This is a genomic window from Janthinobacterium sp. PLB04 (genome assembly GCF_021165895.1).
Taxonomy (GTDB): domain Bacteria; phylum Pseudomonadota; class Gammaproteobacteria; order Burkholderiales; family Burkholderiaceae_D; genus Janthinobacterium; species Janthinobacterium lividum.
Window position 1 is genome coordinate 3,683,528 of the sequence record NZ_CP088968.1, and the last position, 26,994, is coordinate 3,710,521.

Here is a 26,994-nt window from a genome sequence, read left to right on the forward strand (position 1 = left end):
CATGAGCCATGCGGCCACCTTGACGCCCGAGGTGCTGACGACCCTGATCGCCCTGGTGCGCCAGCATACGGGCATCGCCATGACGGCGCGCAAGAGCGTCTTGCTGGAACGGCGCTTGCAGCCTCGGCTGCGGGCGCTGTCCCTGCACAGCTACCAGGCGTACCTGGAGCGCGTCAGCAGCGACCGCGACGAGGTGGCCCATTTCATCGACCTGGTGACCACCAACGACACCCTGTTCTTCCGCACGCCGTCCATCTGGGATTACTTCCGCGACCGCTACCTGCCCGCCTGGGCCCGTGCGCATCCGGACGGCTGCCTGTCCATCTGGTCGGCAGCGGCCGCCAGCGGCGAGGAGCTGTATTCAATCGCCATGCTGTGCGAGCAATTCAGGCTGCAAGCGCCCGCTTTCCGCTACCAGATCCTGGCCAGCGACATTTCGCAGCAAATCCTGGGCGCGGCGCGGGCCGGCCAGTACAGCGGCCGCTCCGTCGAACGCATCCGCCTGTCGCATCCGGACTTGCTGCGCAAATATTTCACGCCCTCGCCGCATGGCGTCAGGGTCAACGAGGAATTGCGGCAACACGTCTGCTTTGCCCAACACAATCTGCTGGAAGCATTGCGCCCGGCGCGGCAGTTCGACCTGGTGTTCCTGCGCAATGTGCTGATCTATTTCGATGCCGAGCACCAGGAAACCGTGCTGCGCCAGGCACGGCTCAGCCTCAAGGACGAGGGCCGGCTGATCCTGGGCGAGTCGGAAACCATCGCCCGCCTCGGTACCGGCTATCAATTCGAGTTTCCCATGATTTATAAGGCGGGTAGCGCATGAACATCATCATCGACCCTAGCCTGCCGCTGCACCATGTTGGCATGGGGCAACTCAGCGTGGGCACGCATGGCGAGCAACTGCAAGCCTTGCTCGGCTCCTGCATCGGCATCGGTTTCATCTGGAAGAATGGCCCCTGCTGCGGCCTGGCCCATTGCCTGCTGCCGGAAGCGCCAGGCACCGACAGCAGCCTGGGGGCACGCTATGTGAGCCAGGCCGTGCCCTCGCTGCTGCGGATGATGGGTGTGCGCCAGGCCGATTACGCCGATATCGAAGTGGTGCTGGCGGGCGGCGCCAGCATGTTTGGCCCGCGCAATGGGAGATTGCAAGTGGGCAGGCAAAATGCGGAAGCGGCGCAAAAATACCTGGACCAGTGCGGCTTGTCGGTGAGTTTTTGCGCGCTGGGCGGACGCCACGGGCGTCAGTTGCTGATCGATTGCGCCAACCACAGCTATGCCGTCACCGATGTGGTGGCGCAACCCGAATTAATTCCACGCAAGGAAGGCGCATATGGATATGCATGAAGCGACAGGCTTGCAAGCGCAGGCCCATGGAGAAACGGCCGCCGAGCTGTTCGGCTCCTTCCACCTGGGCGACGATGAATTCGCCCTGCCCGCCAGCTGCATCCGCGAAGTCGTCAATTACCCCGCGAAAGTCACGACCCTGCCCCTGTCGCCCGCCTACCTGGAAGGCATGTTCACCTTGCGCGGCAGCGTCATTCCGGTGGTCAACCTGGGGCGCTTGTTCCGCCCCGATGCGCCGCGCGCCGTGGCCACGGACAAGATCGCCATCCTCGACTTCCAGCAAGTGCTGGTCGGTATCGTCTTCCAGGATACGGGTGAAATCCTGCGCGTGCCCGCCAGCGCCCGCAGCGCCCTGCAATATGCGGCCGGCGACAGCCACGCCGTCATCGCCGGCACGATCCTGCTCGATGGCGGTGCGCGCCTGCTGCAGGTACTCGATCCGCATGCCCTGCTGCGCATCGAAAACGTACCCCATGTGCTGGCCCTGCAGGCGACGGGCGCCAAGCTGAGTTCGGCCCGCTACCATGCGCAAAGCGAACGTCGGCAGTGCGTCAGCTTCCATGCGGCCGGCGCCACGTTTGCCTTCGAAATGCTGGCCATCCAGGAAATCATCCGGGTGCCGGAACTGCACAGCTCCCTGCTGAACAGCGAACTGTGCCTCGGGCGCATGCATTTTCGCGGCAGCCAGGTGGCCGTCGTCGACTTCGGCGCCCTGCTGCAGGCGGCCAGGTCCGGCATGGCGGCGACCAGCGACCAGCGCATCATCGTCGTGCGCCTCGATGATACGACCGTGGGCTTCCTCGTCGACTCCGTCGACAGCATCGTGCATTTCTTTGGCGACGAGGTGCTGCCGATTCCCCTGCTGAGCAAAGCACGCGCCGCCATGTTTGCCGGCTGCATCACGAAAGAGGGTCTGGGCGACATCATTTTCCTCGACCACAAGGGCATCTTGTCGCAGGCGGAGATCGTCGAGATGCGCGACGGCCACGCGCGCCTGTACCCGACCGACACGGAAGCGGGCAGCGCCGCCACGCGCAAGGCGCAGCGCCGCGTCTATATCACGTTTACGGTGGAAACCCGCTTCGCCGTGGAAATCGGGCAAGTGCGCGAAATCATCGACTTCAGCGGCGCCATCACCACGCCACCGGGCATGCCGGCCTGCATGCGCGGCATGCTCAACCTGCGCCAGCAAATGATCAGCATCATCGACCTGCGCCAGCTGTACGCCATGCCGCCGCTGGCGGACACGGGCGCGGGCAAGATTTTGATCGTGGAACGGGGTGCCGAGCGCTACGGCTTTCTCGTCGACCATGTCGACAACATCATGACCATCTCCGACAGCCAGCGCTTTGCGGCGCCGCAAATCATCCGCACGGGAGAGCATGACGACTTGCGCAGCGAAATGGATGAAATGATCGATATCGGCACGGATGCGCAGCGCCAGACCCTGTCCGTCTTCCAGTGCGACCATCTGCTGGAAAAGCTGGGCTCGGCGCTGCCGCAGGCGGCGTAAGTTTTTTTACAAGCCCGGCAACTTGTGCCCCTTGAACTGGTCACGCAGCTTGTTCTTCTGGATCTTGCCCGTGGCGCCCATGGGCAAGGCGTCGATGAACAGCACGTCGTCGGGCGTCCACCACTTGGCGATCTTGCCTTCAAAAAATTGCAACAGCGCTTCGCGCGTAACCGTCATGCCGGGGCGCAGTACCACGACGAGCACGGGACGCTCGTCCCATTTCGGGTGGAACACGCCGATGCAGGCCGCCTGCAGCACGGCCGGGTGCGCCATGGCCAGGTTTTCCAGGTCGATGGTGCCAATCCACTCGCCGCCCGACTTGATCACGTCCTTGCTGCGGTCCGTGATCTGCATGTAGCCGTCCGCATCGATGGTGGCCACGTCGCCCGTGGGGAACCAGCCATCCTGCAGCACCTCGCCGCCCTCGTTCTTGTAGTACGCGGAAATGATCCATGGCCCTTTCACCAGCAAATGGCCGTACGCCACGCCATCCCACGGCAATTCCTTGCCATCGTCATCGACGATCTTCATGTCCACGCCGTAAATGGCATGGCCCTGCTTGTGCAGGATATCGCGCTGCGCTTCCTTGTCCATGGCCAGGTGCTTGGTCTGCAAGCCGCCCGTGGTGCCTAACGGCGACATTTCCGTCATGCCCCAGCCATGGATGACTTCCACGTCGAACTTGTCGATCAGGGTATCCATCATGGCTGGCGGGCACGCCGCGCCGCCGATCACCGTGCGGCGGAAGGTGGAAAATTTCAGGTCATTCTGCAAGGCATAGTTCAGCAGGCCCAGCCAGACCGTGGGTACGCCGGCCGAGAAGGTCACTTTTTCCGATTCGAACAGTTCGTACAGCGACTTGCCGTCCAGCGCCGCGCCGGGAAACACCATGCGCGCGCCAGACAGCAGCACGGAATACGGCAAGCCCCAGGCGTTCACGTGGAACATGGGCACGACTGGCAGGACCGTGTCGGTGGCGCGCACGTTCAGTGCGCTGGGCATGGCCGAAGCATACGCGTGCAGCACGGTCGAGCGGTGCGAATACAGCGCACCCTTGGGGTTGCCCGTCGTGCCCGAGGTATAGCACAGGGCGGCGGCCGAGTTTTCATCGAACACGGGCCAGGTATACTCGTCGGAATGCGTGTCGATCAGGTCTTCATAGCACAGCAGGTCGGGAATGCTGCTGCTGGCTGGCATGCGGTCGCGGTCGCACATCAGCACGAAATGGCGCACGAAGGTACAGTCGGCGGCGATCTTTTCCACCACGGGCAGGAAGGTCAGGTCGAACAGCAGCACCTGGTCTTCCGCGTGGTTCGAGATGTAGGCGATCTGCTCGGGAAATAAACGCGGATTGATGGTGTGCAGCACGGCGCCCGAGCCGGACACGGCATAGTACGCTTCCAGGTGACGGTAGCCATTCCAGGCGAGGGTGGCGACCCGGTCGCCCATGCCTATGCCCAGGCCGTGCAAGGCATTCGCCAGGCGCCGCGTGCGCTGGTGGCAATCGCGGTAGGTATAACGGTGCAGATCGCCTTCCACCCGGCGCGACACGATTTCGCCGCAGCCATAATGACGCGCTGCAAACTCGATAATGCTGGAAATCAGCAGGGGCTGATTCATCATCTGGCCCATCACTGGACTCAAGGGAAATGCCGACATCGTGTCTCCTGGTTTGGATACTCGGTTATTGTTGGAAGTTAAAGATTTTCCTTAGTTTCGTACGGTCGTGCGGAAATCGTCAACGCATTTCGATATTGCATTGCAGCATGGAATTTTTGATTCCGTTTTTTGCCGCATTGCTCCCCACGACAGCGCCCGCCACGCGCCCTGGCGCTGTGCGGTAAAATCGCATTCCAGGCTGGCGCACCTTGCCGGTCCATCTTACTGACTGGAATTGCCATCACCGCTCATACCTTACCACTGGATAATGCCTTTGCGGCCTTGCCGCCCGCGTTCTATACGCGCTTGATGCCCACGCCCCTGCCCGCCCCATATTTCGTGGCCGCCAGCGCGCCGGCCGCCAGCCTGGTCGGCCTCGATGCGGCGCGCCTGGCCGGGCCCGATTACGTGGAGCTGCTGAGCGGCAACACGGTTGCCGAGCGCTCGATTCCCCTGTCGGCCGTGTATTCAGGCCACCAGTTCGGCGTCTGGGCTGGCCAGCTGGGCGATGGCCGCGCCATCCTGCTGGGCGACATCGCCACCGAACACGGTCCGATGGAACTGCAGCTGAAAGGCGCCGGCGCCACGCCGTATTCGCGCATGGGCGACGGCCGCGCCGTGCTGCGCTCGTCCATCCGCGAGTTCCTGTGTTCGGAAGCCATGGCGGCGCTGGGCATTCCCACCTCGCGCGCGCTGTCCATCATGGGTTCGCAGCAAGGCATCATGCGCGAAACCGTCGAGACTGCAGCCGTCGTGACGCGCATGGCCCCCAGTTTTGTGCGCTTCGGCTCGTTCGAACACTGGTTTTACCGCAAGAAGCCGGAAGAACTGAAAATCCTCGCCGATTACATCATCGACGGTTTTTATCCCCATTTGCGCGCTGCATCAAATCCATATCAAGCCTTGCTGGCCGAAGTCTGCGTGCGCACGGCGCACATGATTGCGCAATGGCAAGCCGTGGGCTTCATGCATGGCGTCATGAACACGGACAATATGTCGATCCTGGGCTTGACGCTCGATTACGGCCCCTTCGGCTTCATGGAAGCGTTCGATGCCGAGCACATCTGCAACCATACGGACCAGCAGGGCCGCTATTCCTACGCCAACCAGCCGCAGGTGGGCCACTGGAACTGCTATGCGCTGGGCCAGGCCCTGCTGCCACTGATCGGTGAAGTGGCCGAGGCGCAGGCGGCGCTGGACAGCTACCAGCCCGCGTTTGCGGAGAAGATGAATGCCTTGCTGCGCGCCAAGCTGGGCTTGCGCACGCAACATGACGACGATACGCAACTGTTCGACGGCATGTTTGCCCTGATGCAAGCCAACCACGTGGATTTCACCAATTTTTTCCGAGCGCTGGCGACACTGGAAATAGCCGCCCCCGAGCACGACACCGTGCTGCGCGACATGTTCATCGACCGCCCCGCCTTCGATACGTGGGCAGCGGCGTACCGCGCGCGCCTGCTGCAGGAGCACAGCGTTGATGCCGAACGGCAAACGGCAATGAACCAGGTTAACCCGAAATACGTGCTGCGCAACTACTTGGCGCAAGTGGCCATCGAGAAAGCCCAGCAGCAGGACTACACGGAAGTGGCGAAATTGCTGGAAGTTTTGCAAAAGCCATTTGACGAACAGCCCGAACACCAGCACTATGCGGCCCTGCCGCCCGACTGGGCCAGCCACCTTGAAGTCAGTTGCTCATCCTGAGGAGTCATTATGACCACCAATAAAGTCAAAAAAACCGACGCCGAATGGCGCGCCATGCTCGACTCGATGCAATACGAAGTCACGCGCCACGCGGCCACGGAACGGGCCTTCACGGGCAAGTTCTGGGACCACCATGAACATGGCATCTACACCTGCGTCTGCTGCAACACGCCCTTGTTTGCTTCCGATACGAAATTCGACTCGGGCTGCGGCTGGCCCAGCTATTTCCAGGCGCTCGACCCGGCGAATGTGACGGAAATCGTCGACCGCAGCCACGGCATGCTGCGCACGGAAATCGTCTGCGCCGTCTGCGACGCCCACCTGGGCCACGTCTTCCCGGACGGGCCGCCACCCACCGGCTTGCGCTATTGCATCAATTCGGCCTCCTTGCGCTTCGATCCGCAGCCTTGATCTGGCAATGGCTTAGGCGTTGCTCCTAAGCCATTCCTAAGATGATTCTAATAAGACCAGTGTAAAGTCTCGCCATGAAATTTCTATTCGACCTATTCCCCCTGATCGCCTTCTTTGCCGCTTTTAAACTGGGCGGCATGTATGAAGCGGCCACGCACGATTTCGTGCAGCAATATTTGTCCGGCTTCGTGTCTGGCGGCCTGATCAAGGCCGACCAGGCGCCGTGGATACTTGCCACCCTCGTCGGCATCGTCGCCACGGCTTGCCAGGTCAGCTATCTGCTGCTGCGCGGGCGCAAAGTGGACGGCATGCTGTGGCTGTCGCTGTTCATCTTTGTCGTGTTCGGCGGCGCCAGCATTTACCTGCATGACGATTTCTTCCTGAAATGGAAGCCGACCCTGATCTACTGGCTGTCCGGCCTGGCCCTCCTGATCGCCTACGTGGGTTTCAAGAAAAACCTGATCCGCAAGACCATGGAAGCGCAAGTGCAGTTGCCTGATGCCGTCTGGAACCAGTTGCTGGCCGCATGGATCATTTTCTTTGGCGCCATCGGCGCACTGAACCTGTTCGTCGCCTTCGTGCTGTACAAGGGCGACATGGCCGCCTGGGTCAGCTTCAAGGCGTTTGGCGCGACGGGCATCTTCTTTGCCTTCATCGTGGCGCAAACCCTGTTCCTGGCCAAACATATCAAGGAAGACGCATGATGAGCTCCACTACCGAAAACACCGCGCCGGAAACGCGCATGCAGCGCATTCGTACCCGCCTGGAAACGGCACTTTCCCCTCTGGAATGCGTGCTGGAAGACGACTCGGCACGCCACCGGGGCCATGCGGGCGCCGCCTCCGGTGGAGGCCATTACAATCTACGCATTATTTCTAGTCAATTTGAGGGGCTCAGGCTCGTCATGCGCCATCGACTGGTGTATGATTCCGTGCACGATATGATGCATAATGAGATACATGCATTGGCGATTGTGGCACTGGCGCCATCCGAAGTAGTGTAAGGATGGCGTTTTTGGCGTACCGGGGCAACTTGGTATGCCGTTTGCCGCAAGCGCCATGCACGCGTTTTCTTTCCATGCGTTTTTTACGAAACTTTCCCTAACAGGATTTAATAATGACTTTTAAGCCAGCCCGCTTGCTGATCGCACTACTCGCCGTTGTCGCGGTACCTGTTTTTGCGCAAAATGTTGCCGTTGTTAATGGCAAGCCTATCCCATCGTCGCGCGTTGATGCAGTCGTCAAGCAAGTCGTCGCCCAAGGCCAGCAACCGGATTCGCCGCAATTGCGCGAAATGATCAAGAAGGACTTGATCGGCCGTGAAGTGCTGATGCAAGAAGCGGAAAACAAAGGTTTCGGTAAAGATGCAGCCGTCAAGCAGCAAATCGAGAACGCACGCCAGGCCATCGTCATCAACGCCCTGGTCGGCGACTACCTGAAAAAGAATCCTGTCAACGACGCTGAAATCAAGGCGGAATACGACCGCTTCGTGGCCCAGACCGGCGACAAGGAATACCACGTGCGCCACATCCTGGTGGGCACCGAAGCTGAAGCGAAAGACATCATCGCCAAGCTGAAAGGCGGCGCCAAGTTCGAAGACCTGGCCAAGCAATCGAAAGATAGCGGTTCGGCCGACAACGGCGGCGACCTGGACTGGGCAGCGCCATCGTCCTTCCCGAAAGTGTTCTCCGACGCCTTCGTGAAACTGCAAAAAGGCCAGGTTACCGACACCCCGGTGCAAACGCCTAACGGCTTCCACGTGATCAAGCTGGACGACACCCGCGCGGCAAAACTGCCAACCCTGGAAGAAGTCAAGCCACAGATCGCCGAAGCGCTGCAGCAAAAGAAATTGCAAGCGTATCAGGAAGAAATGATCAAAAAAGCGAAAGTTCAATAAGAACTGACCTCCCCGGCGCCCTTTTCGGCGCCGGTCGTGTATTCTGCGCCTGAACGCGAACTGCACGGCAGTCGCGATCTCTTGTATCAGTTTTTGTAAATTTATTAGGAATGAACATGATTTTGAAGCCAGCCCGCCTGATCTTAGCCCTGGTCGCCGTTGTAGCGATCCCTGCGTTCGCGCAAAACGTGGCCACCGTGAATGGCAAGGCCATCCCATCGTCGCGCGTTGACCAGGTCGTCAAACAAGTCGTCGCCCAAGGCAAGCAAGCTGATTCGCCGCAATTGCGCGAAGCCATCAAGAAAGACCTGATCGGCCGCGAAGTGCTGATCCAGGAAGCCGACAAGCAAGGCTACGGCACGCGTCCGGAAGTCAAGTCGCAGATCGACAATGCCCGTCAAAGCATCATCATCAACGCCCTGCTGGCCGACTACGTCAAGAAAAACCCCGTCAAGGACGCTGAAATCAAGGCCGAGTACGACAAGTTCAAGGCACAAGCCGGCGACAAGGAATACCATGCACGCCACATTCTGGTCGCCACCGAAGCGGAAGCGAAAGACATCATCGCCAAGCTGAAAGGCGGCGCCAAGTTCGAAGAACTGGCCAAAGTATCGAAAGACGGTTCCGCAGCCAATGGCGGCGACCTGGACTGGGCTAGCCCAGCTTCGTACGTGAAGCCATTCTCCGACGCCATGGTTGCCCTGAAACCAGGCCAGGTCACGCAAACGCCAGTGCAATCGCAATTCGGCTTCCACGTGATCAAACTGGAAGAAACCCGTCCGACGAAGTTGCCGGCACTGGAAGAAGTCAAGGGTCAAGTGGCCGAGTCGCTGCAACAGAAGAAACTCGCCGCCTACCGCGATGAACTGATGAAGAAAGCCAAAATCCAATAAGAATACCCGATCAAACCTACTGCGCGTCGTGACTTGCGGCCTGCGATGCTCACCGTACCTTCGTACGGTTGCGCTTCCCGGCCACAATTCACTTCCGCTCGTTACGGTTTTATCGGGCATTCTGCCCTGGTATAAAGCGCTCCACGGAGCGCTTTTTTTACGCCTGAAAAAAGCGAGATGCGATGGATTTACATGCAGAACTGAAGGCCGCGCTGGAAGCGGCGGCCGAACCGGGCCGTGCGGCACCCATGCAGGCCTACATGCGCGAGCAGTTCATCTTCCTGGGCGTGGCCGCACCGCAGCGGCGGATGGCCGCCAAGGGCTTGCTGGCAGGTTTGAAGGGCATCGATCCCGCAACACTGCTGGAACACGCGCAACGGCTGTGGCAGCAGCCGGAACGCGAATACCAGCACGTGGCGCTCGACATGCTGGCCCTGCACTGGCGCCAGCTGGGTATCGAGCACATCCCCGCCCTGCTCGGCCTGGCGCGCCAGCGCGCATGGTGGGACAGCGTGGACGGCATGGCGGGCATTGTCGGCGACGTGCTGCAGGCGGAGCACCTGCGCGGCGGCGATGGCCATGCGCACATGGACGCGGCCTTGCGCCATGACGATTTCTGGCTGCGCCGCATCGCCATGCTGCACCAGCTGGGCTGGCGCGCCGACACGGATGCGGTCTGGCTATTCGGCGCGGCGCTGGCGCTGGCCCACGAAAACGAGTTTTTCATCCGCAAGGCCATCGGCTGGGCCTTGCGCGATTACGCGCGCCACGCGCCCGAGGCGGTGACAGCGTTTGCCAACGCGCACCTCCAGTTGCTCTCTCCCCTCAGCCGCCGCGAAGCGCTGAAGCACCAGCCACGCTGAAGGCCGAGCCGCCCAGCAGGCGCAGCGCGGCGTCGATGCGCGGCGCCGCATCCCAGCACGGCACGGGCGCCAGCAAGTCCAGCGCCATCTGCCGCAGCGGCTCGGCAATCACCATGGCCAGCAGCAAGCCGGCCAGTTCCTTCCCGTCGTGCAGCACCAGATGGCCGCGCGCAGCCTGGCGCTGCAGCCACTCGGCCAGCAGGGCCGTGCCCCGCTCGATGCCGTTGCGCTGATACACGGCCAGCAGATCGGCGCGGGCGGGAAACTCCGTGCACAGCAAACGGAACAGGCCCACGGCGTCCGCCGTCAGCACGCGCGCCGCCATCGCCTGCAAGATCTCTTTCAATAAAGGCAGCACTTCGCCAGGCGCGGCCGCATCCTGCGCCATGGCCGGCAGGAAGGCATCCGTCCAGCCGCGCACCACCAGGGCGACGAGTTCCTCGCGGTTGGCCGCATATTGATACAGTGACTTCTTTGCCATCCCCGCGTGGCGCGCCACCGCTTCCATGGTCGTGGCCGCATAGCCTTCGTGCAGCAGCAGCCAGGTGGCGGCCTGCACGGCCGCCTCGCGCGCTTCCTCCGGCGGGCGCGCCGGACGGCCCCGTCCACGCACAGCCTTGCTCTCATCTTCCCGCATGCCCGCTCCAAGCTTGATCGATGGACGATTTTACACTGAATCCAATTTTGGAAACGCTATACGTTTCTTTAATATATAATTGTTTTACCCAAACAACGGAAAATGACATGACGCAGCATATTCAATTCCCATGGAACATCACCGACACGGGCGACTTGCTCGACCCGTTTCCCCTGCCCCTGGAAACGGGCATCACGCGCCTGCAAGACGGTTGCCTGCTGGTGGCGGCACGCACCGAGCTGCACGGCTGCAGCGGGCGCATGCTGGACTGGTGGTTTACGTTTTTCGAGACAACACAGCACATCAAGTGGTGGCACCCGCACGATCACGTGGCCCATCACGGCTGGAACGGCGCGTGGAAAAAGGGAGAGAGTTACTACGGCGCCTCGATCGAGGCAGTGGAATCCCTGGGCGACATTCCGCCCGTGAAAGCCAAGCTGAAGTTCCATGATCCGAAAGACGTATTTGATGCGGAGCAACTGCGCCACGCACAGGACAGCGGCGCCCTGTCGGCCGCCGTCTGCGCGCGCATCGGCTTTGGCGATTACGTCGTGCTTGACCCGTACGGCGATCCGCTCGACGGCGAAATGCTGCACCTGGCACGCGATACGCCCACGGGCTGCGTGCTGCGCAGCCGCTTCCTGCTGGGGCGCAACAGCCTCAACCCCGTGCGCGACGTGCCCGACGTGCTGGGCCTGAACTTGCTGCGCCACTGCTACAGCGAATTTACCTATCTGTCGCGTTTCCTGCCGTCGCTGTACTACGGCGAACACGCCAACGGAGAGCAAGCGCCGCTGCCGTGGTAAAGCGCCGCATCACAGCCGCTTGTGCATGCGCGCCAGCGGCAGCTTGATGTCATCGGGCAAGTCCAGGTGAAACTCTTCCGTGACTACAAAGCCGCTGGCCAGGTACAGCGGCACGCCGGGCAAGGTGGCGGCCAGTTCCAGGGCGGTAAAGCCGGCGGACAGCGCCTGGCGCTCGCAATGGCGCATCAGCATGCTGCCCAGGCCCTGGCGCGCGGCCGCGGGTTCCACAAAAAAGGCGCGGATGCGGCCCGGCTGGCTGGCCGGATCGAGCAGCGGGTCCGGCCCGCTCTTGGCGCGGTCGGCGCCATACAGGGTGGCGCGCTGGCTCCAGCCGCCGCAGGCCAGCATGGCGCCATCGCGTTCGATCACGAAATACGTCCGGTCGGCAACGAGTTGCGTATCGACGCCGAACACGTGGCGCGTCACGGACTCGGCCTGTTCCTGCGTATAAAACCCCGCACTCAGCTCCACGCCGGAACGGGCGATCAGCGCATTCATTTGCGGCACATCGGCCGGCAGCGCCACGCGCAGGCGCGTCAACGCGCCAAAGCTGAACCAGGCACGGCTGATGCGACCGTGCGTCACTTCATACGTCGCCACCAGTTCCTGCGCCGATACGCCATCATCCGTGTCGCCATGGACGATTTCATGGTCGATCACCAGCTTGCCGCAGGCGATGCGGTTCAGCAACTGCGCCCGCGGCCGGCTGGCGGCGAAGCGGGCCGTGAAGCGGGGGCCGATCTGCGCGCTGCCCTGAGCCAGCAAGGTATCGGGATGCTGGAATTGCTGTGCGTCATCGGCATAGATGGCCAGCAAGGCCAGCACGTCGTGTGCGTTATAGGCATCCAGTTGTGCCTGGACCACCGCCGTGGCCGAAATGAGTGTATCGTTGGCAAGCGCCATGCATGCACCTGTTGTGATGTGGTTGGAAAGTTGCAAAGCGTAACACTGTCGCTCCTATCGCGGCGCGGTTTGCTGCGATAATTGTAAGATTCGTTATCAGATTCACCGCAAGAGACATCTTGCGGCGTCACCAATCAATCGCAAATCGCAGCAGGAGTAGATATCATGAAATGGGAAGGCAATCGCGAAAGCGACAATGTGGAAGATCGCCGTGGCGAAGACGGTGGCGGCGGCGGCGGGGGCGGCTTTGGTTTTGGCGGGCGCTCGATCGGCATCGGCACCATCGTCATCGCCCTCGTCGGCTCGTATGTGCTGGGCGTCAATCCCTTGACCTTGCTGAATCTGCTCAGCGGCGGTGGCGGCCAGGTCAGCACCCAGCAAAGCCAGGCACCGGCGCGCCAGCCGCCCGAATCGGACGAGATGGCCCGCTTCGTGAAAACCGTGCTGGCCGATACGGAAGATACGTGGGGCGCCCTGTTCAAGGCCGAGGGCGGCAGCTATGTGAAACCCAAGCTGGTGCTGTTTTCCGGCAGCACGCCGACCGCTTGCGGCACGGGCCAGAGCGCCAGCGGCCCCTTCTACTGCCCCGGCGACCAGAAAGTCTACCTGGATCTCGATTTCTTCAATCTGATGCAGCAGCGCTTCAAGGTGTCGGGTGAATTCGCCGAAGCGTATGTGATCGCCCATGAAGTGGGCCACCACGTGCAAAACCTGCTGGGCCTGTCCGAGAAGGTCGACAAGGCGCGCCGCACGCAATCGGAACGTCAGGCCAACGCCATGTCCGTGCGCCTGGAATTGCAGGCCGACTGCTTTGCCGGCGTGTGGGCGTACCACGCGAACGCCGACCGCAAGATCCTGGAACAGGGCGACGTGGAAGCGGCCCTGAAAGCGGCCACGGCCATCGGCGACGATGCGCTGCAGCGCCAGTCGCAAGGCCATGTCGTGCCGGACTCGTTTACGCATGGCACCTCGGAGCAGCGCGTGCGCTGGTTTACCAAGGGCATCGAAAGCGGCCAGATTTCCCAGTGCAATACGTTCGAGGCACGCCAATTGTAGTGCCACCACGCATGCCGCCCTGGGGGCCGGCATGCGTATCCATCAGGGCACGGTGACGTCGTAGCGCTTGCCCAGTCTTTTCAGCTCGCCCGTCTCGATCAGGTTATTCAGCTCCTGGTCGAACTGCAGGCGCAGCTTGTCGAAAGTGGGCGAGCGGGGGAAGGCGAAATAGCCGTTTTGCAGTTCTATGACTTTGGGCAATGGTTTCACCTGGCGTCCATAGCCGAGGCGCGCAATCACGGGATCGGTGTTGCGACGGTTGCTGACAAACACGTCGACGTGGTTGTGCACCAGCATCTTCAAGCCGTTTTCCACATTGTTGGCCACGCTGACCTGCAAGCCGGGCCGCACGCGCTCCCAGTCCGCGCCATAGGCCCAGCCATTGAGCAGCACCACCCGGCGGTTCTTCAGCACCGCGTAGTCGCCATCCCAGCCGAAGCTGGCGTCCTGGCGCGTATAGAAGACCATCTGGTCCTGGTAGAACGGCTTGTCGGAAAACGCCATGCTGGCGATACGCTCGGGCGTCTTGTAGGGGCCGATCAGGATATCGGCCTGGCCCTGCACCAGCATGGCTTGCGCGCGCGCCCACGGCACCATGCGAAAACGCACGGTGTTACCCGTGCGCGCCGCCATCAGGCGCAGCAGTTCCGCGCCCAGGCCGCCGTATTCACCACTGTCCTGGTACTCGAACACGCGCTCGAACTGCGCGCCCACGGCCAGCAGCTCGCGCGCCTGCAGCGGCGCGGCGAATGCCGGCCACAGCAGCGCCAAGGCCAGCAGGCGCCGCCCTGCTCTTCTCATCAGCCGACGATGCGCAAGGAGTAATCGGTGGCCCGCACATCCTTGGTCAGGCTGCCGATCGAGATGCGGTCCACGCCCGTTTCGGCAATCGCGCGCACGGTATCGAAATTGATGCCGCCGGACGCTTCCAGCAAGGCGCGGCCTTTGGTGATGGCCACGGCCTCGCGCATCATGTCGTTGCTGAAGTTATCGAGCAAGACGGAGACGGCGCCCGCATCCAGCGCTTCCTGCAATTGCGCCAGGGTTTCCACCTCGATCTGCACGGGCACGCCCGCGTCGAGGTTGCGCGCGTTTTCCAGGGCCTGGCTGACGCCGCCCGCGGCCGCGATATGGTTTTCCTTGATAAGGATGCCGTCGTACAGGGCCAGGCGCTGGTTCTTGCCGCCACCGACGCGCACCGCATACTTTTGCGCCAGGCGCAGGCCGGGCAAGGTCTTGCGCGTATCTAAAATGGACGCCTTGGTGCCGGCGATCACGTCGACATACTGGCGCGTGGCCGTGGCCACGGCCGACAGCAGTTGCAGGAAATTGAGGGCGCTGCGCTCGGCCGTAAGCAAGGCGCGCGCAGGCGCTTCGATGGTGCAGACGACGCTGTCGGCCGCCATCATGTCGCCTTCGGCGTAATGCCAAACGATGTCGATGCTGCGGTCCAGGCTTTTCATGATGCCTTCGAACCAAGGCGCGCCGCACAGCACGGCTGCTTCGCGCACGATGACACGGGCCGTGACGATGTGGTCAGGCGGCACCAGCTCGCCCGTCAGGTCGCACTGGCCCACGTCTTCCAGCAAGGCGGCCAGCAAATTGCCTTCGAATGCGCGCGCCAGGGCGGGATCGAAAGGGGCGAAAGAATTAACGAGGGTACTCATGCTGGACCGATTCCTTGGAACAATGTGGTTTCTTTTGCCAGGTCCGCGCCCGGCTTCAGGCCCGCCTTCTTGGCGGCGGCAAAATCGAGCATGCGGTTGATCGAGCGCACGGCCAGCTGGCCGACGGCAGGATCGACGTGGATTTCGTTGTGCATGTTTTCCAGCGTTTCGGCCAGGTTCAGCAAGCCATTCATGGCCATCCACGGGCAATGCGCGCAGCTTTTGCAGGTGGCGCTGTTGCCGGCCGTGGGCGCTTCGATGAAACGCTTGCCCGGCGCGGCCGCACGCATCTTGTGCAGGATGCCGTTGTCGGTGGCGACAATAAACGTGTCCGTGTCCATGGTTTGCGCTGCCGCAATCATTTGCGACGTGGAACCCACCATGTCGGCCAGCGCCACCACATTCGCGGGCGACTCCGGATGCACGAGGACTTTGGCTTGCGGATACTCTTCCTTGAGCAAATCGAGTTCGATGCCCTTGAATTCGTCGTGCACCAGGCATGACCCCTGCCACAGCAGCATGTCGGCGCCCGTTTGCTTCTGGATATACGAGCCCAGGTGCTTGTCGGGCGCCCACAGGATTTTCTTGCCCTGCGCATGCAGGTGGGCAACGATGTCGAGGCCGATGGACGACGTCACCATCCAGTCCGCGCGCGCCTTGACGGCCGCGCTGGTGTTGGCGTAGACGACGACCGTGCGGTCCGGATGGGCGTCGCAGAAGGCCGTGAATTCGTCCACCGGGCAGCCGAGATCGAGCGAACAGGTCGCGTCGAGGTCGGGCATTAATACCGTTTTTTCGGGACTGAGGATCTTGGCCGTTTCCCCCATGAAACGCACACCGGCCACGACGAGGGTCTTGGCCGGGTGGTCGCGCCCGAAGCGGGCCATTTCCAGGGAATCGGAGACGCAGCCGCCCGTGGCTTCCGCCAGGTCTTGCAGGTCGGCATCAACGTAATAGTGGGCAACGAGCACGGCTTCGCGCTCGATCAGCAGGCGCTTGATGCGCGTGATCAGTTCGGCTTTTTCAGCCGGGGAAGGCGTCGCTGGCGTGCGTGCCCAGGCGTGGGCAGTGCAGCTGGCTCCGTCTTGTGGATGTTCGTACTCGACGGATTTGATGGCTAAAGTTTGCATGGCTGTGTCAAACAAAAACGGGATAGACCGGCACGATTGCAATAAAGCAGGTGCGCCGGAACGAAAGGACCGCGGCGCGTCGGTGTGGTGCTGGGTGGCCTCACTGGCCGGCATTGTCGGATTACGCTGCGCCTCGGCGGCCCCGCTAATCCGACCTACGCGACCAAGCCGGGCAACTCACCCTGACGTAGGTCGGATTAGCGCACAGCGCGTAATCCGACGCAACGCTACTCCAGCAATTAATCAATACCTTGGCTCTTGAGGTAATCCTCATAGTTGCCGCGGTAATCGACCACTTCATCTTCCTTGATCTCGATGATGCGGTTGGCCAGCGAAGAGACGAATTCGCGGTCATGCGACACGAAGATCAGGGTACCCGCGTATTTTTCCAGCGCGATGTTCAGCGATTCGATCGATTCCATGTCCATGTGGTTGGTCGGCTCATCGAGCATCAGCACGTTGTGGCGGCCCAGCATCAGCTTGCCGTACATCATGCGGCCTTTTTCACCACCGGACAGTACCTTGACGGCCTTTTTCACATCGTCGCCGCCGAACAGCAAGCGGCCCAGGATGGAACGCACGGCCTGGTCGTCGTCGCCCTCTTTCGTCCACTGGCCGATCCAGTCGGTCAGGTTCGTGTCTTTAGCGAAATCTTCCGTCGGGTCTTGCGGCATGTAGCCGACGTTGGCGTTTTCCGCCCACTTCACGCGGCCCTGGTCAGGCTGCAGGCCGGCAATGTCGCCAGCGATGCAACGCAGCATGGTGGTCTTGCCGGCACCGTTGGCGCCGATGATGGCGATGCGTTCACCCGCCTCGACCATGATGCTGAAATTCTTGAACAGCTGGCGGTCGAAACCTTTCGAGATGTTTTCGACTTCCACGGCCAGACGGTGCAATTTCTTTTCGCCGTCGAAACGCACGAACGGATAGGCGCGCGACGATGGCTTGATGTCGTCGACCTTGATCTTTTCGATCTGCTTGGCGCGCGATGTTGCCTGGCGGGCCTTCGATTTGTTCGCGGCGAAGCGGCGCACGAATTCCTGCAGCTCGGCAACCTTGTCTTTCGCTTTCGCGTTGTTGGCCAGCTGCTGGTTGCGCGCCTGGGTCGAAGCGAACATGTATTCGTCGTAGTTGCCTGGATAAATCTTCAGCGTGCCGTAGTCCATGTCGGCCACGTGGGTGCACACCTGGTTCAGGAAGTGGCGATCATGGGAAATGATGATCATGGTGGAATTGCGCTCGTTGAGCACGTCTTCCAGCCAGCGAATCGTGTTGATGTCCAGGTTATTCGTCGGCTCGTCGAGCAGCAGGATGTCCGGGTTCGAGAACAGCGCCTGCGCCAGCAGCACGCGCAGCTTCCAGCCTGGCGACACATTGCTCATCGGACCTTGATGCAGGTCGATGGCAACACCGGCGCCCAGCAGCAGTTCGCCCGCGCGCGATTCGGCCGTGTAGCCGTCGTATTCGGAGACTTTGCCTTCCAGATCGGCGGCCTGCATGTAGTCGTCGTCGGTCGCTTCCGGGTTCGCGTAGATCGCGTCGCGCTGCTGGATGGCAGCCCACATTTCCGTGTGGCCCATCATGACGACGTCGAGGACGCGCATGTCTTCAAAGGCAAACTGGTCCTGGCGCAGCTTGCCCAGGCGTTCGTTGGTATCGAGCATGACGTTGCCGCCCGACGGGTCCAGGTCGCCGCCCAGGATCTTCATGAACGTCGACTTGCCGCAGCCGTTCGCGCCGATCAAACCATAGCGGTTGCCGTCGCCGAACTTGACGGAGATATTCTCAAACAATGGCTTGGCGCCAAACTGCATTGTAATATTTGCTGTAGATAGCATGTGATATTGGGTCTTTATTCAGTTAAAACAGCTAGTTAAATACTTTCCTTCCATTATACAGCACCGACCATGAGCCACTGTATAGCAGCCATAAAAGCATGACTGGCAATTGCATGGATCACGATGCATGACGCGGGAACGTTCCCGCCAACCGCCATGGGCTAGCGTGAGCGCAAACATGCAATCTACCACTGGCCTTGGCGTTAAGTCACCAACAACGACTAGCATGGCGAACCGGGTGAGCCAGCTGATCAACATTGCCCGGCGATCATCCCGCACAAGATTTCAACCGCCAGGATACACAGCCGCCACATATCTCCTGCTCAAAATTACGACAGATTAGTGACAATTGATTAGAATTGTTTATATTCAACCAACTAAAATAAGTAGGAATCATCCTACGCGCTGCATTGCTGGTCGAGATACCCTCTAAAACAACCGATTCTGGAGGTCGCATGAAGTTAGCAATGATTGTCGTTGCAACCCTGTTGACTTCCTCCCCATGGGTCGCTGGCGAGGAGACACAAAAATACTTGGGCCTGAACGAGTACCGGCATGTCAAGCCATTTACCGACCAGCAGCGGTGTGGTGTTGATGCCTGGGAAGATGGGAATTATTTCAAGAACAGCTATCCTCAGCGCTTGTTTACTCCCAACATCGACACCCTGACGATCAAGCTAAAAGGGGCGTATTTCGACTACGCCCCCGAGACAAATTGGAAATGGGCTCCGAAGCCAATCGTCCAAGTCGGCATATTCGCTGACATTACCGTCAAGGGTGGTTCGATGATCGCCCCCGGCACTGCGGGCATCCCCGGGCGCCTGGTCTTTTTCAGCGAAAATCATATGACCCGACAGCGCCGAATTCCCGACGTGAATACCAATGTATATGGTCCCGTCCTCTATACCGGCGGTGGATTGGCCCTCAAATTTTCCATCCTCGAGTTTGATCAATCCAACGGCGACAAGCTCGCCGATAACCTGCTGAAAAATATCGCCGACCTGGGAGCTCAGGCATCGGCTGGGGTGCCTGCCTATCTTCAGGGGCCCCTCACCTCGCTCTTCCAAACCGCCCTGGCAAGCGCCAAAAGCAAGGATGACCTTTTTGGCCAGATTACCTTCGTGCTGGACGACAGGAATGGCCCGGACAACATGCCAACCTCCCCACTTCGCACCGGCGATATCGTCTTTGTGCGCCAAAGCATCCGAAACATACCTGTGCCATGGAAAGACCTCTGCTACAAGCCGAGTACCGGCGAACTGTTCATTGACGACCGCAACGACAGTGCACGAACCACTCCTGCCAGTGTGGCGACCACGACCGAGACACCGACACCGACCGGAGCACCGTCGACTAGCGAAAAGCCTCCCCAATTGAACTATGTGACGATTTCCCTGGTAAAAAACGCAGGGGCCGACGTTGGCCGCATCCAGGACGCGTTGACCTATGAACGTTTCGTGTCCGAACTAGGCCAGCGCAACACCGACACGGGTCTCATTTCCAGCATGACGGAGGTCACTACAGCCTTGTTACACAGAGCAACCGAGCGTGAACTGTTCAGGCAGGTAGACGTGCTCGCGATGGAAGCGGGAAGCGTGTCCGAGATGGAAAAATATGATGCGACTGCGCGTTTGAGCAAGGTGCTGTATGCGACTGGATTAGAAGCCAACAAATTCGACGCAACAACGCTAAAAGCCGATCCCAACTGCGCCTACCTCTTTAACGAGAGAATCAGTCCCGCCCTGTTTGGCCGTCTTTTCGCAAGGCTTTCACGCCTGAACAAGCTTCATACGCATGCAAAATTCAAAATCTTGTTTGTGCCCAGCCCAAGCAATTGCGCCGAGGCGAACAACTCCTTGCAAGCCATCCACGATCAGTTACAGAACCCGAGGCAGTAGCGGCATCGAGTACAGTAATCCACGTCGATGCCTGCTCTCGCCTGGCAATCATCGCATGCGCGCTCAAGATAAAATTATCCATACATCATGATTGCCTTGTCCGTCTTTAGCAGTTAGGCTGCGTGCTCGCCCGCCACCAGACATTGGGATTGTGCGGGCGCATCCCAACCCTACCGGACTCACAGGCATCACTTGAAAAAAACTACCATTGCCGCCGCTGCGGCCATCATTGCCATCGCCGCCACCGTCTACGCTTCGCCGTACTACGCCTTGCACCAGATCAAGACCGCGCTGGCCGAGCGCAACGCCGACGCGCTGGCCGCACACGTGGACTTCCCCGCCCTGCGCGCCAGCGTCAAGACGCAGCTGGAAGCCAGCATGGCCCGCAGCATCGAGGCGACAGCCGGCAGCGGCAACCCGCTGGCCGCCCTGGGACAGTCGATCGCGAACGCCATGCTGGGCAAGATGGTCGACACCATGGTCTCGCCCGCCGGCGTGGTTGCGCTGGTCAACAAGAGCGCCGTCAGCCCGCAAGAAGAGGTGAATGCGAATCCGGATGCGCCCGCCGATGGTGCACGGAAGAAGGCCGACTATACGGCGGGCTATGCCGGCGTGAACACTTTCGTCGTGCGCGCCAAGGATGGCAATGCGCAGGAAGGCGCGCTGGTCCTGCTGCGCCATGGCGTGTGGGGCTGGAAACTGAGCTCGATCGAGATTGCCTCGGCGATGGCCGCACATTAGCACAGCGCGCGCATGCGCCAGCAATCTGAGACACAATGCGGGTCATTTACATCAGATTGCAGGAAACTTCATGCAGAAACACACAGCCTTGGCGCTGACCATGGCCATCGCCTGCGCCGCGCCATCCGCCCATGCCACGGATGGGATTGCTGGCGCCGAGCGCAGCCACTCCGTCGCCGCGCGCATGCAGGCGGAAACGTCCAGCGCTGCCGATCCGGATGCCCCCGCCCTGCTGCCCGTGCCCAGCGATATCTCGCTGGCCGAACTGGAGCGCCGCCTGGCACTGGGCCAGGCGCAGGCCGCTGAAAAACACTATACCAGCGCACTCGACCCGGCCGTTCTGAACGGCCTGGCACAGCAGATGGATTGCCTGGACATCATCGGCGTGCAGCCGTTCGGCTTCCCCCTCGATCAAACGCAGCCCACCGTCCTGAGCGGCGCACACCTGCTGGCTCGCTGCCCGGACAGGGCTTACGTGGCGATCACGGCGATGTCGATGGCGGGCAAGACGGGCAAGCGCGTCAGCATTTCGCCGCAATCGTTCCAGCATACCGTGGATGGCAAGCCCGCGCGGCGGCTGTATTACAAGGCGCCCAACGGGCGCCAGAAGGAATCGCTGACCATCGCCGATGGCAGTTATGTGTATGCGCTCGAATATTGGTCGCTCGATGACAGCCAGCAAAGCGGCATGGTCGGCAAGCGCAGGATGGAAACATTGACGTTGCCGCAATAAGACAGCCGCAGATAGCCAAAATACTGTATATTCATACAGTTATTGACTATCCCCCCCTTTGAGCATGCCTGCACACCCGCACAAGGACTTACCCTACACTATCTGCATCAGCGCCACGATCGATGCGGAGGTCGAGCAAACCATCCTCGATGGCTTGAATGCCTATAACGATGCGATCACGGGATACCAGGACAGGCAGGTATTGAGCGTGGTCGTGCGCGACCGCGACAGCCAGCGGGTGCTGGGCGGCGCCATGGGCCGGACCTCGCTGGGCCTGCTGTTTCTCGATCTGTTCTATTTGCCCGCCGCCTTGCGCGGGCTGGGTCTGGGCAGCCAGATACTGGCGCAATTCGAAGAGGAAGGACGCCGGCGCCGCTGCGCTTCGGCGGTGCTGTACACCATCAGTTTCCAGGCACCCGAGTTTTACGAGCGCCGCGGCTGGCGCCGCTTCGGCGACATCGCCTGCAGCCCGGAAGGCACGAGCCGGGTGTTCATGAGCAAGGCCTTGTAAGCCGCATGCGACAATGGCTGGCGGCAAACCTGCCGCCAGCCACGATCAACGGCAACTGCTTACATGCCCAGGGACTTGAGCAGGTCGGCGTTGTCGTCGTCTTCCGGTTCCGCTGCAGGCGCCGGGGCGGCGTCCCGTTCGCGGTTCGCGAATTCGCCATCCATCAGCGAGTCGGCATCGACTTCGCGCGAATCGAAATCATGCAATTTGATGAACTCGGTACGGTCGATCGCCAGTTCCAGGTAGAAAATATTGTTCTTTTCCGTGTAGAAAGTGACGCGGCGCATTTCCGGACGGTCCAGCGGCGTGTCGACGCTGAGCATCACCTGCTTGTTCAGCACCAGCATCTTCGGCTGGCTCTGGGTGATATTCGTTTGCAGTTCGCGCCGCACCTTGCCCGTGAAGTCGCCCACGATCTGGTTCATCAGCTCGCCCATGATGTTCGACACTTCGTCCGACGTGTAGAAACTGGCCAGCTCCGACTTCGGCATACCCATGTGCAACATGTAGCGCTCGTAGATTTCCATCGCCGTATCGGCGGCAAAATTGAGCACCACCAAGCCCGTGAAACCGCCATCGAACATCACGAAGCAGCCGATGTCCGGCTTCAGGCCCGTCTTGGTGATGCGCTGCACCATGCCCGAATAATTGACCTTGCTTTGCGTTGCAACGTTGAGCACCCGAACCACCGAGTTGCACAAACTCATCAACAAATCTTCTGTACCGTACACAACATCCTTTTCTGCATCCATGAGCAACCTCTCCTACTATTTTAAAGATGACAGCACTGTTCCCTGTCCACCGCGAGCCGAAACACGACAGTTTCGCTCAGCAAGCGGACGACTTCACCTTTGCATGTCTGACCTTGCGTGGCAGCGCGCGCCGCGTTGCCGCCGGCACGAACCGCCCTCTTACCTTTTTCCGTATAGAAATAAGTATCAGATGCGCAGAATACCCAGATGTAACATTTCCGTCCAGCCATACCTGCATTTACTTGATGATCTGTGCAGAAATACCATATCCGGCCTGGGCACTGGCGTCAGCACAGGAAATAGTAACTAAAAATCAAGGGCGCGCAAGACCACACCGCTGACCAGCAGATCGCGGCTCAGGTAGGCGAAGGCACGCTGGCCGATGCGCAGGCGGTGGGTGTCGAAGATGGCCAGCAAGTCGCCGCCCTGCCCCTGGTCCAGGCTGTGCAATGCCGTGATGGTGATACGGCACGTCTTTTCCGCCCCGAAAACGGTCAAATGGAAACGGATGGCGTCACCCGCCTGCTCGAGCGCGATGCTGTCGCGCAGGATTTCATAGGGCATGGCGGCTCTCCCCGCTGTGGGCCGAATGCGCAGGCCGGTGGCACCCGTTCATGTGGCGAACGTGGCGGCAGGATCGACATGCCGTGGCAAGTCGATGATGAAGACGCAGCCATGGCCAACCACGCTTTCCACGCTCAAGTTGCCGCCATTCGCTTCCACGCTGCGCCGGGCAATCGACAGGCCCAGTCCCAGGCCAGTCTTGTTGGCGCCGGCTTGCGTAAATGGCAGGAACATGTCATCCGCGGCCACGGGCGACAGGCCAGCGCCGTTGTCTTCCACCTCGATCCTGATCCGTTCGCCATTCGCATACGCGCGCAGCACCACGGTGCCATTTGGCGCGCCAAACTTGAAGGCATTCTGCAGCAGGTTTCCCACGGCGGAGAGCAGCAGATCCTGGTCCGCATGGAGCTGCAGCAAGGGAGCGACCTCTTCCACGATCAAGGTGCAGCGCAGCAACTCCGCTTCCAGACTGGCTGAATAGTTCAGTTCACTGATGAAATTGCTCAGGAAGAAAACCGAACGCTGCAAGGTCAGGCCCGCCTCCACCCGCACCTCCGCCAGGGAACGGTCGATCAGGGTGCGCAAGCCCACGAGGCTGCGGTCGAGTACGGCGCCAGTCGCGCCCGACAAGCCCATGCCGCCCTGCTTGAGGGCGGCCACGGCCAGGCTGGCCGTGCCCAAGTGATTGCGCAGTTCATGGGCAAAGTAGCCGATACGCTGACTCAGTGCCAATGCCTGTTCATTGGCAATCAGCACGTCGCGCCGCTGGGTAAATTCGGACACGGCTTCGGCAATGCCGTTGTCGAGGCAGCGGTTCAGCGTCCTGAATTCCTCGACGGCAAATTGCTCATCTAGCGCTACGGCAAGATCGCTGACAGCCTGGCACAGGTCGCCATAATCGTGCACCACCTGGCTGACGGAGTAACCGAGCGCCAGCAATTGCCCACCGTGCGTAGTGGCACTGCCGGCCAGTTCCGATGTCCCCGCCGCACTGCCGTCAGCGGGACCCGAAATGGCCAGGCTTTTCGCCATCTGGCCTGCCTCTTCCGCCTGCAGCGTGCGGATCAGCTGATCCAGAAAGATGGGTATGCCGTGTTGTAACTGTTGCTCGGTCGGCAATCGCAATGGTCTCCTGGCGACTTTTTCACGGCAACGGCGCTCCAGCTCGGCGCGATTTTTCGCTAGGAATAAATGCATCATGACGTTTCCGGCAATCTCAATGATTAAGAATAAGCAAGCCTAGCGCACTGACCTGTCAGGCACTGTCTGTTACCGTACAGATTTACCGGCGCCTGGCCGGCGCCGTGCCGCGCACGCAGCGTGCCTTCCACTGTGCTATTGTCAGCATGTACTTAATCAAGCAGGTGTCAAGCATGCACAACATCGTTACCAGCGTTTCGTTCCGCTACATCGATCCGCGTCACAAGGAACCGGGCCCGAGCAGGGAATTCATCAACCAGAACATCCTGCTGCCGCCGGGCGCCCATCTGCCGCGCATGGGCGAGGCGATCGAACTGATGCACTGGGACTTGAACCGAGACATGAAATCCGGCGTCTATTCTGTGCTGTTTGTCCACACGCGCATTGCCTTATTTGATGGCAACGAAAAGCCTTCCGGCTGGCACACCACGATCACCGTGGGACCGCAGTCCGACGACATCGACGCGCGCTTTCTCAGCGCTCCCTCCTGATAGCCGTGCGCCCCTTGTTCCGGGCAGGCCTGAGCACCTAAAATAGTGCTTTATATTAAACATAATCGTGACGGCAACAAGCACCAATGTCACGCACAAGGAAGTCAATGAGCACACTTGTAGAAGAACAGGCAACGGCGGAAATGATGGCGTCCGTGGAAGCGTGGTTTGTCGAGCGCCTGAAGCGCACCGACCTGGAAAGCGCCGTGAATCGCACCACCTTGCAGATGGGTGTCTTCAGTGATTTATTGCTCGACTACAAACCCGGACGCACCACGGCCGACGATTTCCAGCTGACTGATGCCGATGAGTTCGCACCGAGGACGCGATCGGGCCTCGATGAAGCCGTCGTGCGCGACAGCATCGCGCCCCAGCTGGTTGCCATGGTGCAAGCGAAGCTGGAAACACTGGCCGACACGCCCCTGATCGACTACCGCTTCAGCTTTCGCGGCAAATTCCAGACAGCACAGGGCACGCTGCACCTGAACCTGCTCGACTACGTCAACGAAGGCAAGCGCCTAGCCTTGCTCGAGCGCATACACGGCTACGTTACGCAAAAACTCGAGCGCGGCAGCCGGCCGACGAAAAAGCTGGAAACTTTCTTCCTGGCGCGCCACCTGCTCGATCCACACCTGTTTCCACAGCCCGATATCGCCTGGACCATCGCACAATTCGAGCGCATCGAGCAGCTGAACAAGTCTCGGCCGCAAGCGCTGGCCGAACATCGCAGCGATATCATCCAGGCCGTGTCGGCCTGGGCGGAAAAGCAGTTCCTGCCGCAGTTCTATGATGTGCAGCAATCAGCCTACCGCAGCACGGAATACACCCTGAAGCCGGGCGCGGCGCCCGATGCGCAGGCACGGCAAGCGATCGATCTGCTGCTGTATGGCGCCGTGATGATATTGCGCCACGAACCGAGCTACGCCAAATCCAGGGGCCTCGAATTCCTGGAAAGCGCGCGCGAACTGGGCAGCGAACGGGCCGTGCGCATGCTCAAGGAAGGCAGCGGCACCTTCCCGGACGGCGATATCCACGTAAAAAATGCGCTGCTGGAATGCCGCGCCAACGATGTGTTTGCCACGATCAACATCACCATCGCCCGGGAAGAGGAAAGCGCGTATGGACAGGCGCTGGCCTTCATCACGCATTTGCTGCAAAACGGTTTTCCGAAAAGCTACCAGATCAAGCTCAAATCCAGGGTCAAGGCCTACCTGCCGGTCAAGGGACTGGCGAAATCCGATACGCACCGCTTCTTTGCCAATACCCTCGCCTGGCCCGCCCTGCAGCCGCAGCTGGAAGCGTATGCGCGCGCAGCCATCGAGCAATTCGAATTCTATGCCGACACGGAAGGCGAAAAGAATTGCATGCCCGGCAGTTACGCCACGTTTGGGCTGGGCCTGCTCGACTCGCGCTATTTCCCGCTGGTGCAGCACTACATGGCCAATGTCGACGAGGAACACCAGTCCGTGCAAGACCAGTTCACGGCAGCCTTCGCCGAACAACATGGCGTGACGACGGAGTCCGTTCCCGTGCTGGCGGCGTGCCTGCGCGCGTGCACGGATAACGCAAAGGTAAAAATCCAGGCGGAACTGGAGGATGTGGAGAAACTGGAGCTGTTCTGCCAGCAACTGCAAGGGCTGGAAGGCTATCTGGTGGAGCACATGCTGTATCCCGTCTGGGGCAAGCTGGAAAAGCTGGCGGCCCAGGCGCGCAAGGCGCAAGGCCGGCGCAGGGAGCTGCTACTTGCCTTGCTTGAAGCGGCCAGCAAGACGGCCGCCTGA

28 protein-coding genes are annotated in these 26,994 nt (G+C 60.6%); 18 read left to right on the forward strand and 10 right to left on the reverse strand.

Going from position 1 to position 26,994, the window contains the following annotated elements:
• Position 1: 1 nt before the first annotated feature.
• Genes LSO07_RS16310 through LSO07_RS16320 form a run of 3 tightly spaced genes read left to right on the forward strand, consistent with a single transcriptional unit; the run spans position 2 to position 2,860 of the window.
• Complete coding sequence (locus LSO07_RS16310) at positions 2–826, forward strand: CheR family methyltransferase (RefSeq protein ID WP_151095443.1); 825 nt, start codon at positions 2–4, stop codon at positions 824–826.
• Entirely contained in the window at positions 823–1,347 is a 525-nt protein-coding gene (locus tag LSO07_RS16315; protein ID WP_052140344.1) for a chemotaxis protein CheD, read from the forward strand. Before LSO07_RS16310 ends, LSO07_RS16315 begins: the two co-directional genes overlap by 4 nt.
• Positions 1,334–2,860, forward strand: a complete 1,527-nt coding sequence (locus LSO07_RS16320) for a chemotaxis protein CheW (RefSeq protein ID WP_225317324.1) — start codon at positions 1,334–1,336, stop codon at positions 2,858–2,860. The genes LSO07_RS16315 and LSO07_RS16320 overlap by 14 nt, the downstream gene beginning before the upstream one ends.
• Positions 2,861–2,866: 6 nt before the next feature.
• Here LSO07_RS16320 and LSO07_RS16325 read toward each other — a convergent pair whose 3' ends face one another.
• Positions 2,867–4,519: a 3-(methylthio)propionyl-CoA ligase gene (locus tag LSO07_RS16325; RefSeq protein ID WP_151095446.1), complete on the reverse strand. Its 1,653-nt coding sequence runs from the start codon at positions 4,517–4,519 to the stop codon at positions 2,867–2,869.
• Between the two features lie 309 nt (positions 4,520–4,828).
• On the opposite strand from LSO07_RS16325, the gene LSO07_RS16330 reads away from it, so the two are divergent.
• The 7 genes from LSO07_RS16330 (at position 4,829) to LSO07_RS16360 (ending at position 10,286) form a co-directional block, all read left to right on the forward strand.
• Entirely contained in the window at positions 4,829–6,223 is a 1,395-nt protein-coding gene (locus LSO07_RS16330) for a protein adenylyltransferase SelO (RefSeq protein ID WP_231772986.1), read from the forward strand.
• Between the two features lie 9 nt (positions 6,224–6,232).
• On the forward strand, positions 6,233–6,634 hold the full coding sequence (msrB, locus tag LSO07_RS16335) for a peptide-methionine (R)-S-oxide reductase MsrB (RefSeq protein WP_034784618.1): 402 nt from the start codon (positions 6,233–6,235) through the stop codon (positions 6,632–6,634).
• Positions 6,635–6,708: 74 nt separating this feature from the next.
• Complete coding sequence (locus LSO07_RS16340; RefSeq protein ID WP_034784619.1) at positions 6,709–7,338, forward strand: septation protein A; 630 nt, start codon at positions 6,709–6,711, stop codon at positions 7,336–7,338.
• Positions 7,335–7,637, forward strand: coding sequence for a BolA family protein (locus LSO07_RS16345; RefSeq protein WP_225317325.1), 303 nt, complete (start codon positions 7,335–7,337; stop codon positions 7,635–7,637). Before LSO07_RS16340 ends, LSO07_RS16345 begins: the two co-directional genes overlap by 4 nt.
• 113 nt (positions 7,638–7,750) lie before the next feature.
• Entirely contained in the window at positions 7,751–8,530 is a 780-nt protein-coding gene (locus LSO07_RS16350; RefSeq protein ID WP_034784620.1) for a peptidylprolyl isomerase, read from the forward strand.
• 116 nt (positions 8,531–8,646) lie between these two features.
• Positions 8,647–9,423 (forward strand): peptidylprolyl isomerase, encoded by a 777-nt coding sequence (locus tag LSO07_RS16355; protein WP_034756072.1) that lies wholly within the window; start codon positions 8,647–8,649, stop codon positions 9,421–9,423.
• Positions 9,424–9,605: 182 nt separating this feature from the next.
• On the forward strand, positions 9,606–10,286 hold the full coding sequence (locus LSO07_RS16360) for a DNA alkylation repair protein (RefSeq protein ID WP_151095449.1): 681 nt from the start codon (positions 9,606–9,608) through the stop codon (positions 10,284–10,286).
• Here LSO07_RS16360 and LSO07_RS16365 read toward each other — a convergent pair.
• Positions 10,249–10,923, reverse strand: a complete 675-nt coding sequence (locus tag LSO07_RS16365) for a TetR/AcrR family transcriptional regulator (protein ID WP_151095452.1) — start codon at positions 10,921–10,923, stop codon at positions 10,249–10,251. The genes LSO07_RS16360 and LSO07_RS16365 overlap by 38 nt on opposite strands.
• 107 nt (positions 10,924–11,030) lie before the next feature.
• Between LSO07_RS16365 and LSO07_RS16370 the strand changes: the two genes are divergently transcribed.
• A complete protein-coding gene (locus LSO07_RS16370; protein ID WP_151095456.1) occupies positions 11,031–11,729 on the forward strand; it encodes a DAPG hydrolase family protein in 699 nt (232 codons plus the stop codon).
• A gap of 9 nt (positions 11,730–11,738) precedes the next feature.
• Here the strand turns inward: LSO07_RS16370 and LSO07_RS16375 are convergent, their stop codons facing one another.
• Positions 11,739–12,632: a GNAT family N-acetyltransferase gene (locus tag LSO07_RS16375; protein ID WP_151095459.1), complete on the reverse strand. Its 894-nt coding sequence runs from the start codon at positions 12,630–12,632 to the stop codon at positions 11,739–11,741.
• A gap of 165 nt (positions 12,633–12,797) precedes the next feature.
• Here LSO07_RS16375 and ypfJ point away from each other — a divergent pair, with 165 nt between their 5' ends.
• Entirely contained in the window at positions 12,798–13,688 is an 891-nt protein-coding gene (gene ypfJ, locus LSO07_RS16380) for a KPN_02809 family neutral zinc metallopeptidase (protein ID WP_034784624.1), read from the forward strand.
• Between the two features lie 42 nt (positions 13,689–13,730).
• Here the strand turns inward: ypfJ and LSO07_RS16385 are convergent, their stop codons facing one another.
• The 4 genes from LSO07_RS16385 to LSO07_RS16400 all read right to left on the reverse strand — a co-directional run bounded on the left by LSO07_RS16385 (position 13,731) and on the right by LSO07_RS16400 (position 18,323).
• Positions 13,731–14,489, reverse strand: a complete 759-nt coding sequence (locus LSO07_RS16385; RefSeq protein ID WP_034784625.1) for a substrate-binding periplasmic protein — start codon at positions 14,487–14,489, stop codon at positions 13,731–13,733.
• Positions 14,489–15,355, reverse strand: coding sequence for a carboxylating nicotinate-nucleotide diphosphorylase (gene nadC, locus LSO07_RS16390; RefSeq protein WP_070259452.1), 867 nt, complete (start codon positions 15,353–15,355; stop codon positions 14,489–14,491). Before nadC ends, LSO07_RS16385 begins: the two co-directional genes overlap by 1 nt.
• Positions 15,352–16,485: a quinolinate synthase NadA gene (gene nadA, locus LSO07_RS16395; protein ID WP_092604999.1), complete on the reverse strand. Its 1,134-nt coding sequence runs from the start codon at positions 16,483–16,485 to the stop codon at positions 15,352–15,354. The genes nadC and nadA overlap by 4 nt, the downstream gene beginning before the upstream one ends.
• 239 nt (positions 16,486–16,724) lie before the next feature.
• Positions 16,725–18,323, reverse strand: a complete 1,599-nt coding sequence (locus tag LSO07_RS16400) for an ABC-F family ATPase (protein ID WP_034784627.1) — start codon at positions 18,321–18,323, stop codon at positions 16,725–16,727.
• 455 nt (positions 18,324–18,778) lie between these two features.
• Between LSO07_RS16400 and LSO07_RS16405 the strand changes: the two genes are divergently transcribed.
• The 4 genes from LSO07_RS16405 (at position 18,779) to LSO07_RS16420 (ending at position 22,206) form a co-directional block, all read left to right on the forward strand.
• The gene (locus tag LSO07_RS16405) at positions 18,779–20,221 is read left to right on the forward strand and encodes a hypothetical protein (protein WP_151095462.1); all 1,443 of its coding nucleotides are present in this window, start codon (positions 18,779–18,781) and stop codon (positions 20,219–20,221) included.
• 192 nt (positions 20,222–20,413) lie between these two features.
• A complete protein-coding gene (locus tag LSO07_RS16410; RefSeq protein ID WP_151095465.1) occupies positions 20,414–20,962 on the forward strand; it encodes a DUF2939 domain-containing protein in 549 nt (182 codons plus the stop codon).
• Positions 20,963–21,032: 70 nt separating this feature from the next.
• Entirely contained in the window at positions 21,033–21,695 is a 663-nt protein-coding gene (locus LSO07_RS16415) for a hypothetical protein (protein ID WP_151095468.1), read from the forward strand.
• Positions 21,696–21,759: 64 nt separating this feature from the next.
• Positions 21,760–22,206, forward strand: coding sequence for a GNAT family N-acetyltransferase (locus LSO07_RS16420; RefSeq protein ID WP_151095471.1), 447 nt, complete (start codon positions 21,760–21,762; stop codon positions 22,204–22,206).
• 59 nt (positions 22,207–22,265) lie between these two features.
• Here the strand turns inward: LSO07_RS16420 and LSO07_RS16425 are convergent, their stop codons facing one another.
• From LSO07_RS16425 to LSO07_RS16435, 3 genes are all read right to left on the reverse strand, one after another.
• Positions 22,266–22,958, reverse strand: a complete 693-nt coding sequence (locus tag LSO07_RS16425) for a DUF3334 family protein (protein ID WP_034784631.1) — start codon at positions 22,956–22,958, stop codon at positions 22,266–22,268.
• A gap of 306 nt (positions 22,959–23,264) precedes the next feature.
• Positions 23,265–23,522, reverse strand: a complete 258-nt coding sequence (locus LSO07_RS16430; RefSeq protein WP_034784632.1) for a DUF1488 family protein — start codon at positions 23,520–23,522, stop codon at positions 23,265–23,267.
• A gap of 48 nt (positions 23,523–23,570) precedes the next feature.
• Positions 23,571–24,722, reverse strand: coding sequence for a sensor histidine kinase (locus LSO07_RS16435; protein WP_191909694.1), 1,152 nt, complete (start codon positions 24,720–24,722; stop codon positions 23,571–23,573).
• A gap of 173 nt (positions 24,723–24,895) precedes the next feature.
• On the opposite strand from LSO07_RS16435, the gene LSO07_RS16440 reads away from it, so the two are divergent.
• Both LSO07_RS16440 and LSO07_RS16445 read left to right on the forward strand, forming a co-directional pair.
• Positions 24,896–25,213, forward strand: a complete 318-nt coding sequence (locus LSO07_RS16440) for a hypothetical protein (protein ID WP_151095474.1) — start codon at positions 24,896–24,898, stop codon at positions 25,211–25,213.
• Between the two features lie 107 nt (positions 25,214–25,320).
• Positions 25,321–26,994: a DUF6138 family protein gene (locus LSO07_RS16445; RefSeq protein WP_151095477.1), complete on the forward strand. Its 1,674-nt coding sequence runs from the start codon at positions 25,321–25,323 to the stop codon at positions 26,992–26,994.

Coding starts and splice junctions, on each gene's coding strand:
- LSO07_RS16310 (WP_151095443.1), top strand. CDS start 2: ATGAGCCATGCGGCCACCTTGACGCCCGAGGTGCTGACGACCCTGATC.
- LSO07_RS16315 (WP_052140344.1), top strand. CDS start 823: ATGAACATCATCATCGACCCTAGCCTGCCGCTGCACCATGTTGGCATG.
- LSO07_RS16320 (WP_225317324.1), top strand. CDS start 1,334: ATGGATATGCATGAAGCGACAGGCTTGCAAGCGCAGGCCCATGGAGAA.
- LSO07_RS16325 (WP_151095446.1), bottom strand. CDS start 4,519: ATGTCGGCATTTCCCTTGAGTCCAGTGATGGGCCAGATGATGAATCAG.
- LSO07_RS16330 (WP_231772986.1), top strand. CDS start 4,829: ATGCCCACGCCCCTGCCCGCCCCATATTTCGTGGCCGCCAGCGCGCCG.
- msrB (WP_034784618.1), top strand. CDS start 6,233: ATGACCACCAATAAAGTCAAAAAAACCGACGCCGAATGGCGCGCCATG.
- LSO07_RS16340 (WP_034784619.1), top strand. CDS start 6,709: ATGAAATTTCTATTCGACCTATTCCCCCTGATCGCCTTCTTTGCCGCT.
- LSO07_RS16345 (WP_225317325.1), top strand. CDS start 7,335: ATGATGAGCTCCACTACCGAAAACACCGCGCCGGAAACGCGCATGCAG.
- LSO07_RS16350 (WP_034784620.1), top strand. CDS start 7,751: ATGACTTTTAAGCCAGCCCGCTTGCTGATCGCACTACTCGCCGTTGTC.
- LSO07_RS16355 (WP_034756072.1), top strand. CDS start 8,647: ATGATTTTGAAGCCAGCCCGCCTGATCTTAGCCCTGGTCGCCGTTGTA.
- LSO07_RS16360 (WP_151095449.1), top strand. CDS start 9,606: ATGGATTTACATGCAGAACTGAAGGCCGCGCTGGAAGCGGCGGCCGAA.
- LSO07_RS16365 (WP_151095452.1), bottom strand. CDS start 10,923: ATGCGGGAAGATGAGAGCAAGGCTGTGCGTGGACGGGGCCGTCCGGCG.
- LSO07_RS16370 (WP_151095456.1), top strand. CDS start 11,031: ATGACGCAGCATATTCAATTCCCATGGAACATCACCGACACGGGCGAC.
- LSO07_RS16375 (WP_151095459.1), bottom strand. CDS start 12,632: ATGGCGCTTGCCAACGATACACTCATTTCGGCCACGGCGGTGGTCCAG.
- ypfJ (WP_034784624.1), top strand. CDS start 12,798: ATGAAATGGGAAGGCAATCGCGAAAGCGACAATGTGGAAGATCGCCGT.
- LSO07_RS16385 (WP_034784625.1), bottom strand. CDS start 14,489: ATGAGAAGAGCAGGGCGGCGCCTGCTGGCCTTGGCGCTGCTGTGGCCG.
- nadC (WP_070259452.1), bottom strand. CDS start 15,355: ATGAGTACCCTCGTTAATTCTTTCGCCCCTTTCGATCCCGCCCTGGCG.
- nadA (WP_092604999.1), bottom strand. CDS start 16,485: ATGCAAACTTTAGCCATCAAATCCGTCGAGTACGAACATCCACAAGAC.
- LSO07_RS16400 (WP_034784627.1), bottom strand. CDS start 18,323: ATGCTATCTACAGCAAATATTACAATGCAGTTTGGCGCCAAGCCATTG.
- LSO07_RS16405 (WP_151095462.1), top strand. CDS start 18,779: ATGAAGTTAGCAATGATTGTCGTTGCAACCCTGTTGACTTCCTCCCCA.
- LSO07_RS16415 (WP_151095468.1), top strand. CDS start 21,033: ATGCAGAAACACACAGCCTTGGCGCTGACCATGGCCATCGCCTGCGCC.
- LSO07_RS16420 (WP_151095471.1), top strand. CDS start 21,760: ATGCCTGCACACCCGCACAAGGACTTACCCTACACTATCTGCATCAGC.
- LSO07_RS16425 (WP_034784631.1), bottom strand. CDS start 22,958: ATGGATGCAGAAAAGGATGTTGTGTACGGTACAGAAGATTTGTTGATG.
- LSO07_RS16430 (WP_034784632.1), bottom strand. CDS start 23,522: ATGCCCTATGAAATCCTGCGCGACAGCATCGCGCTCGAGCAGGCGGGT.
- LSO07_RS16435 (WP_191909694.1), bottom strand. CDS start 24,722: ATGATGCATTTATTCCTAGCGAAAAATCGCGCCGAGCTGGAGCGCCGT.
- LSO07_RS16440 (WP_151095474.1), top strand. CDS start 24,896: ATGCACAACATCGTTACCAGCGTTTCGTTCCGCTACATCGATCCGCGT.
- LSO07_RS16445 (WP_151095477.1), top strand. CDS start 25,321: ATGAGCACACTTGTAGAAGAACAGGCAACGGCGGAAATGATGGCGTCC.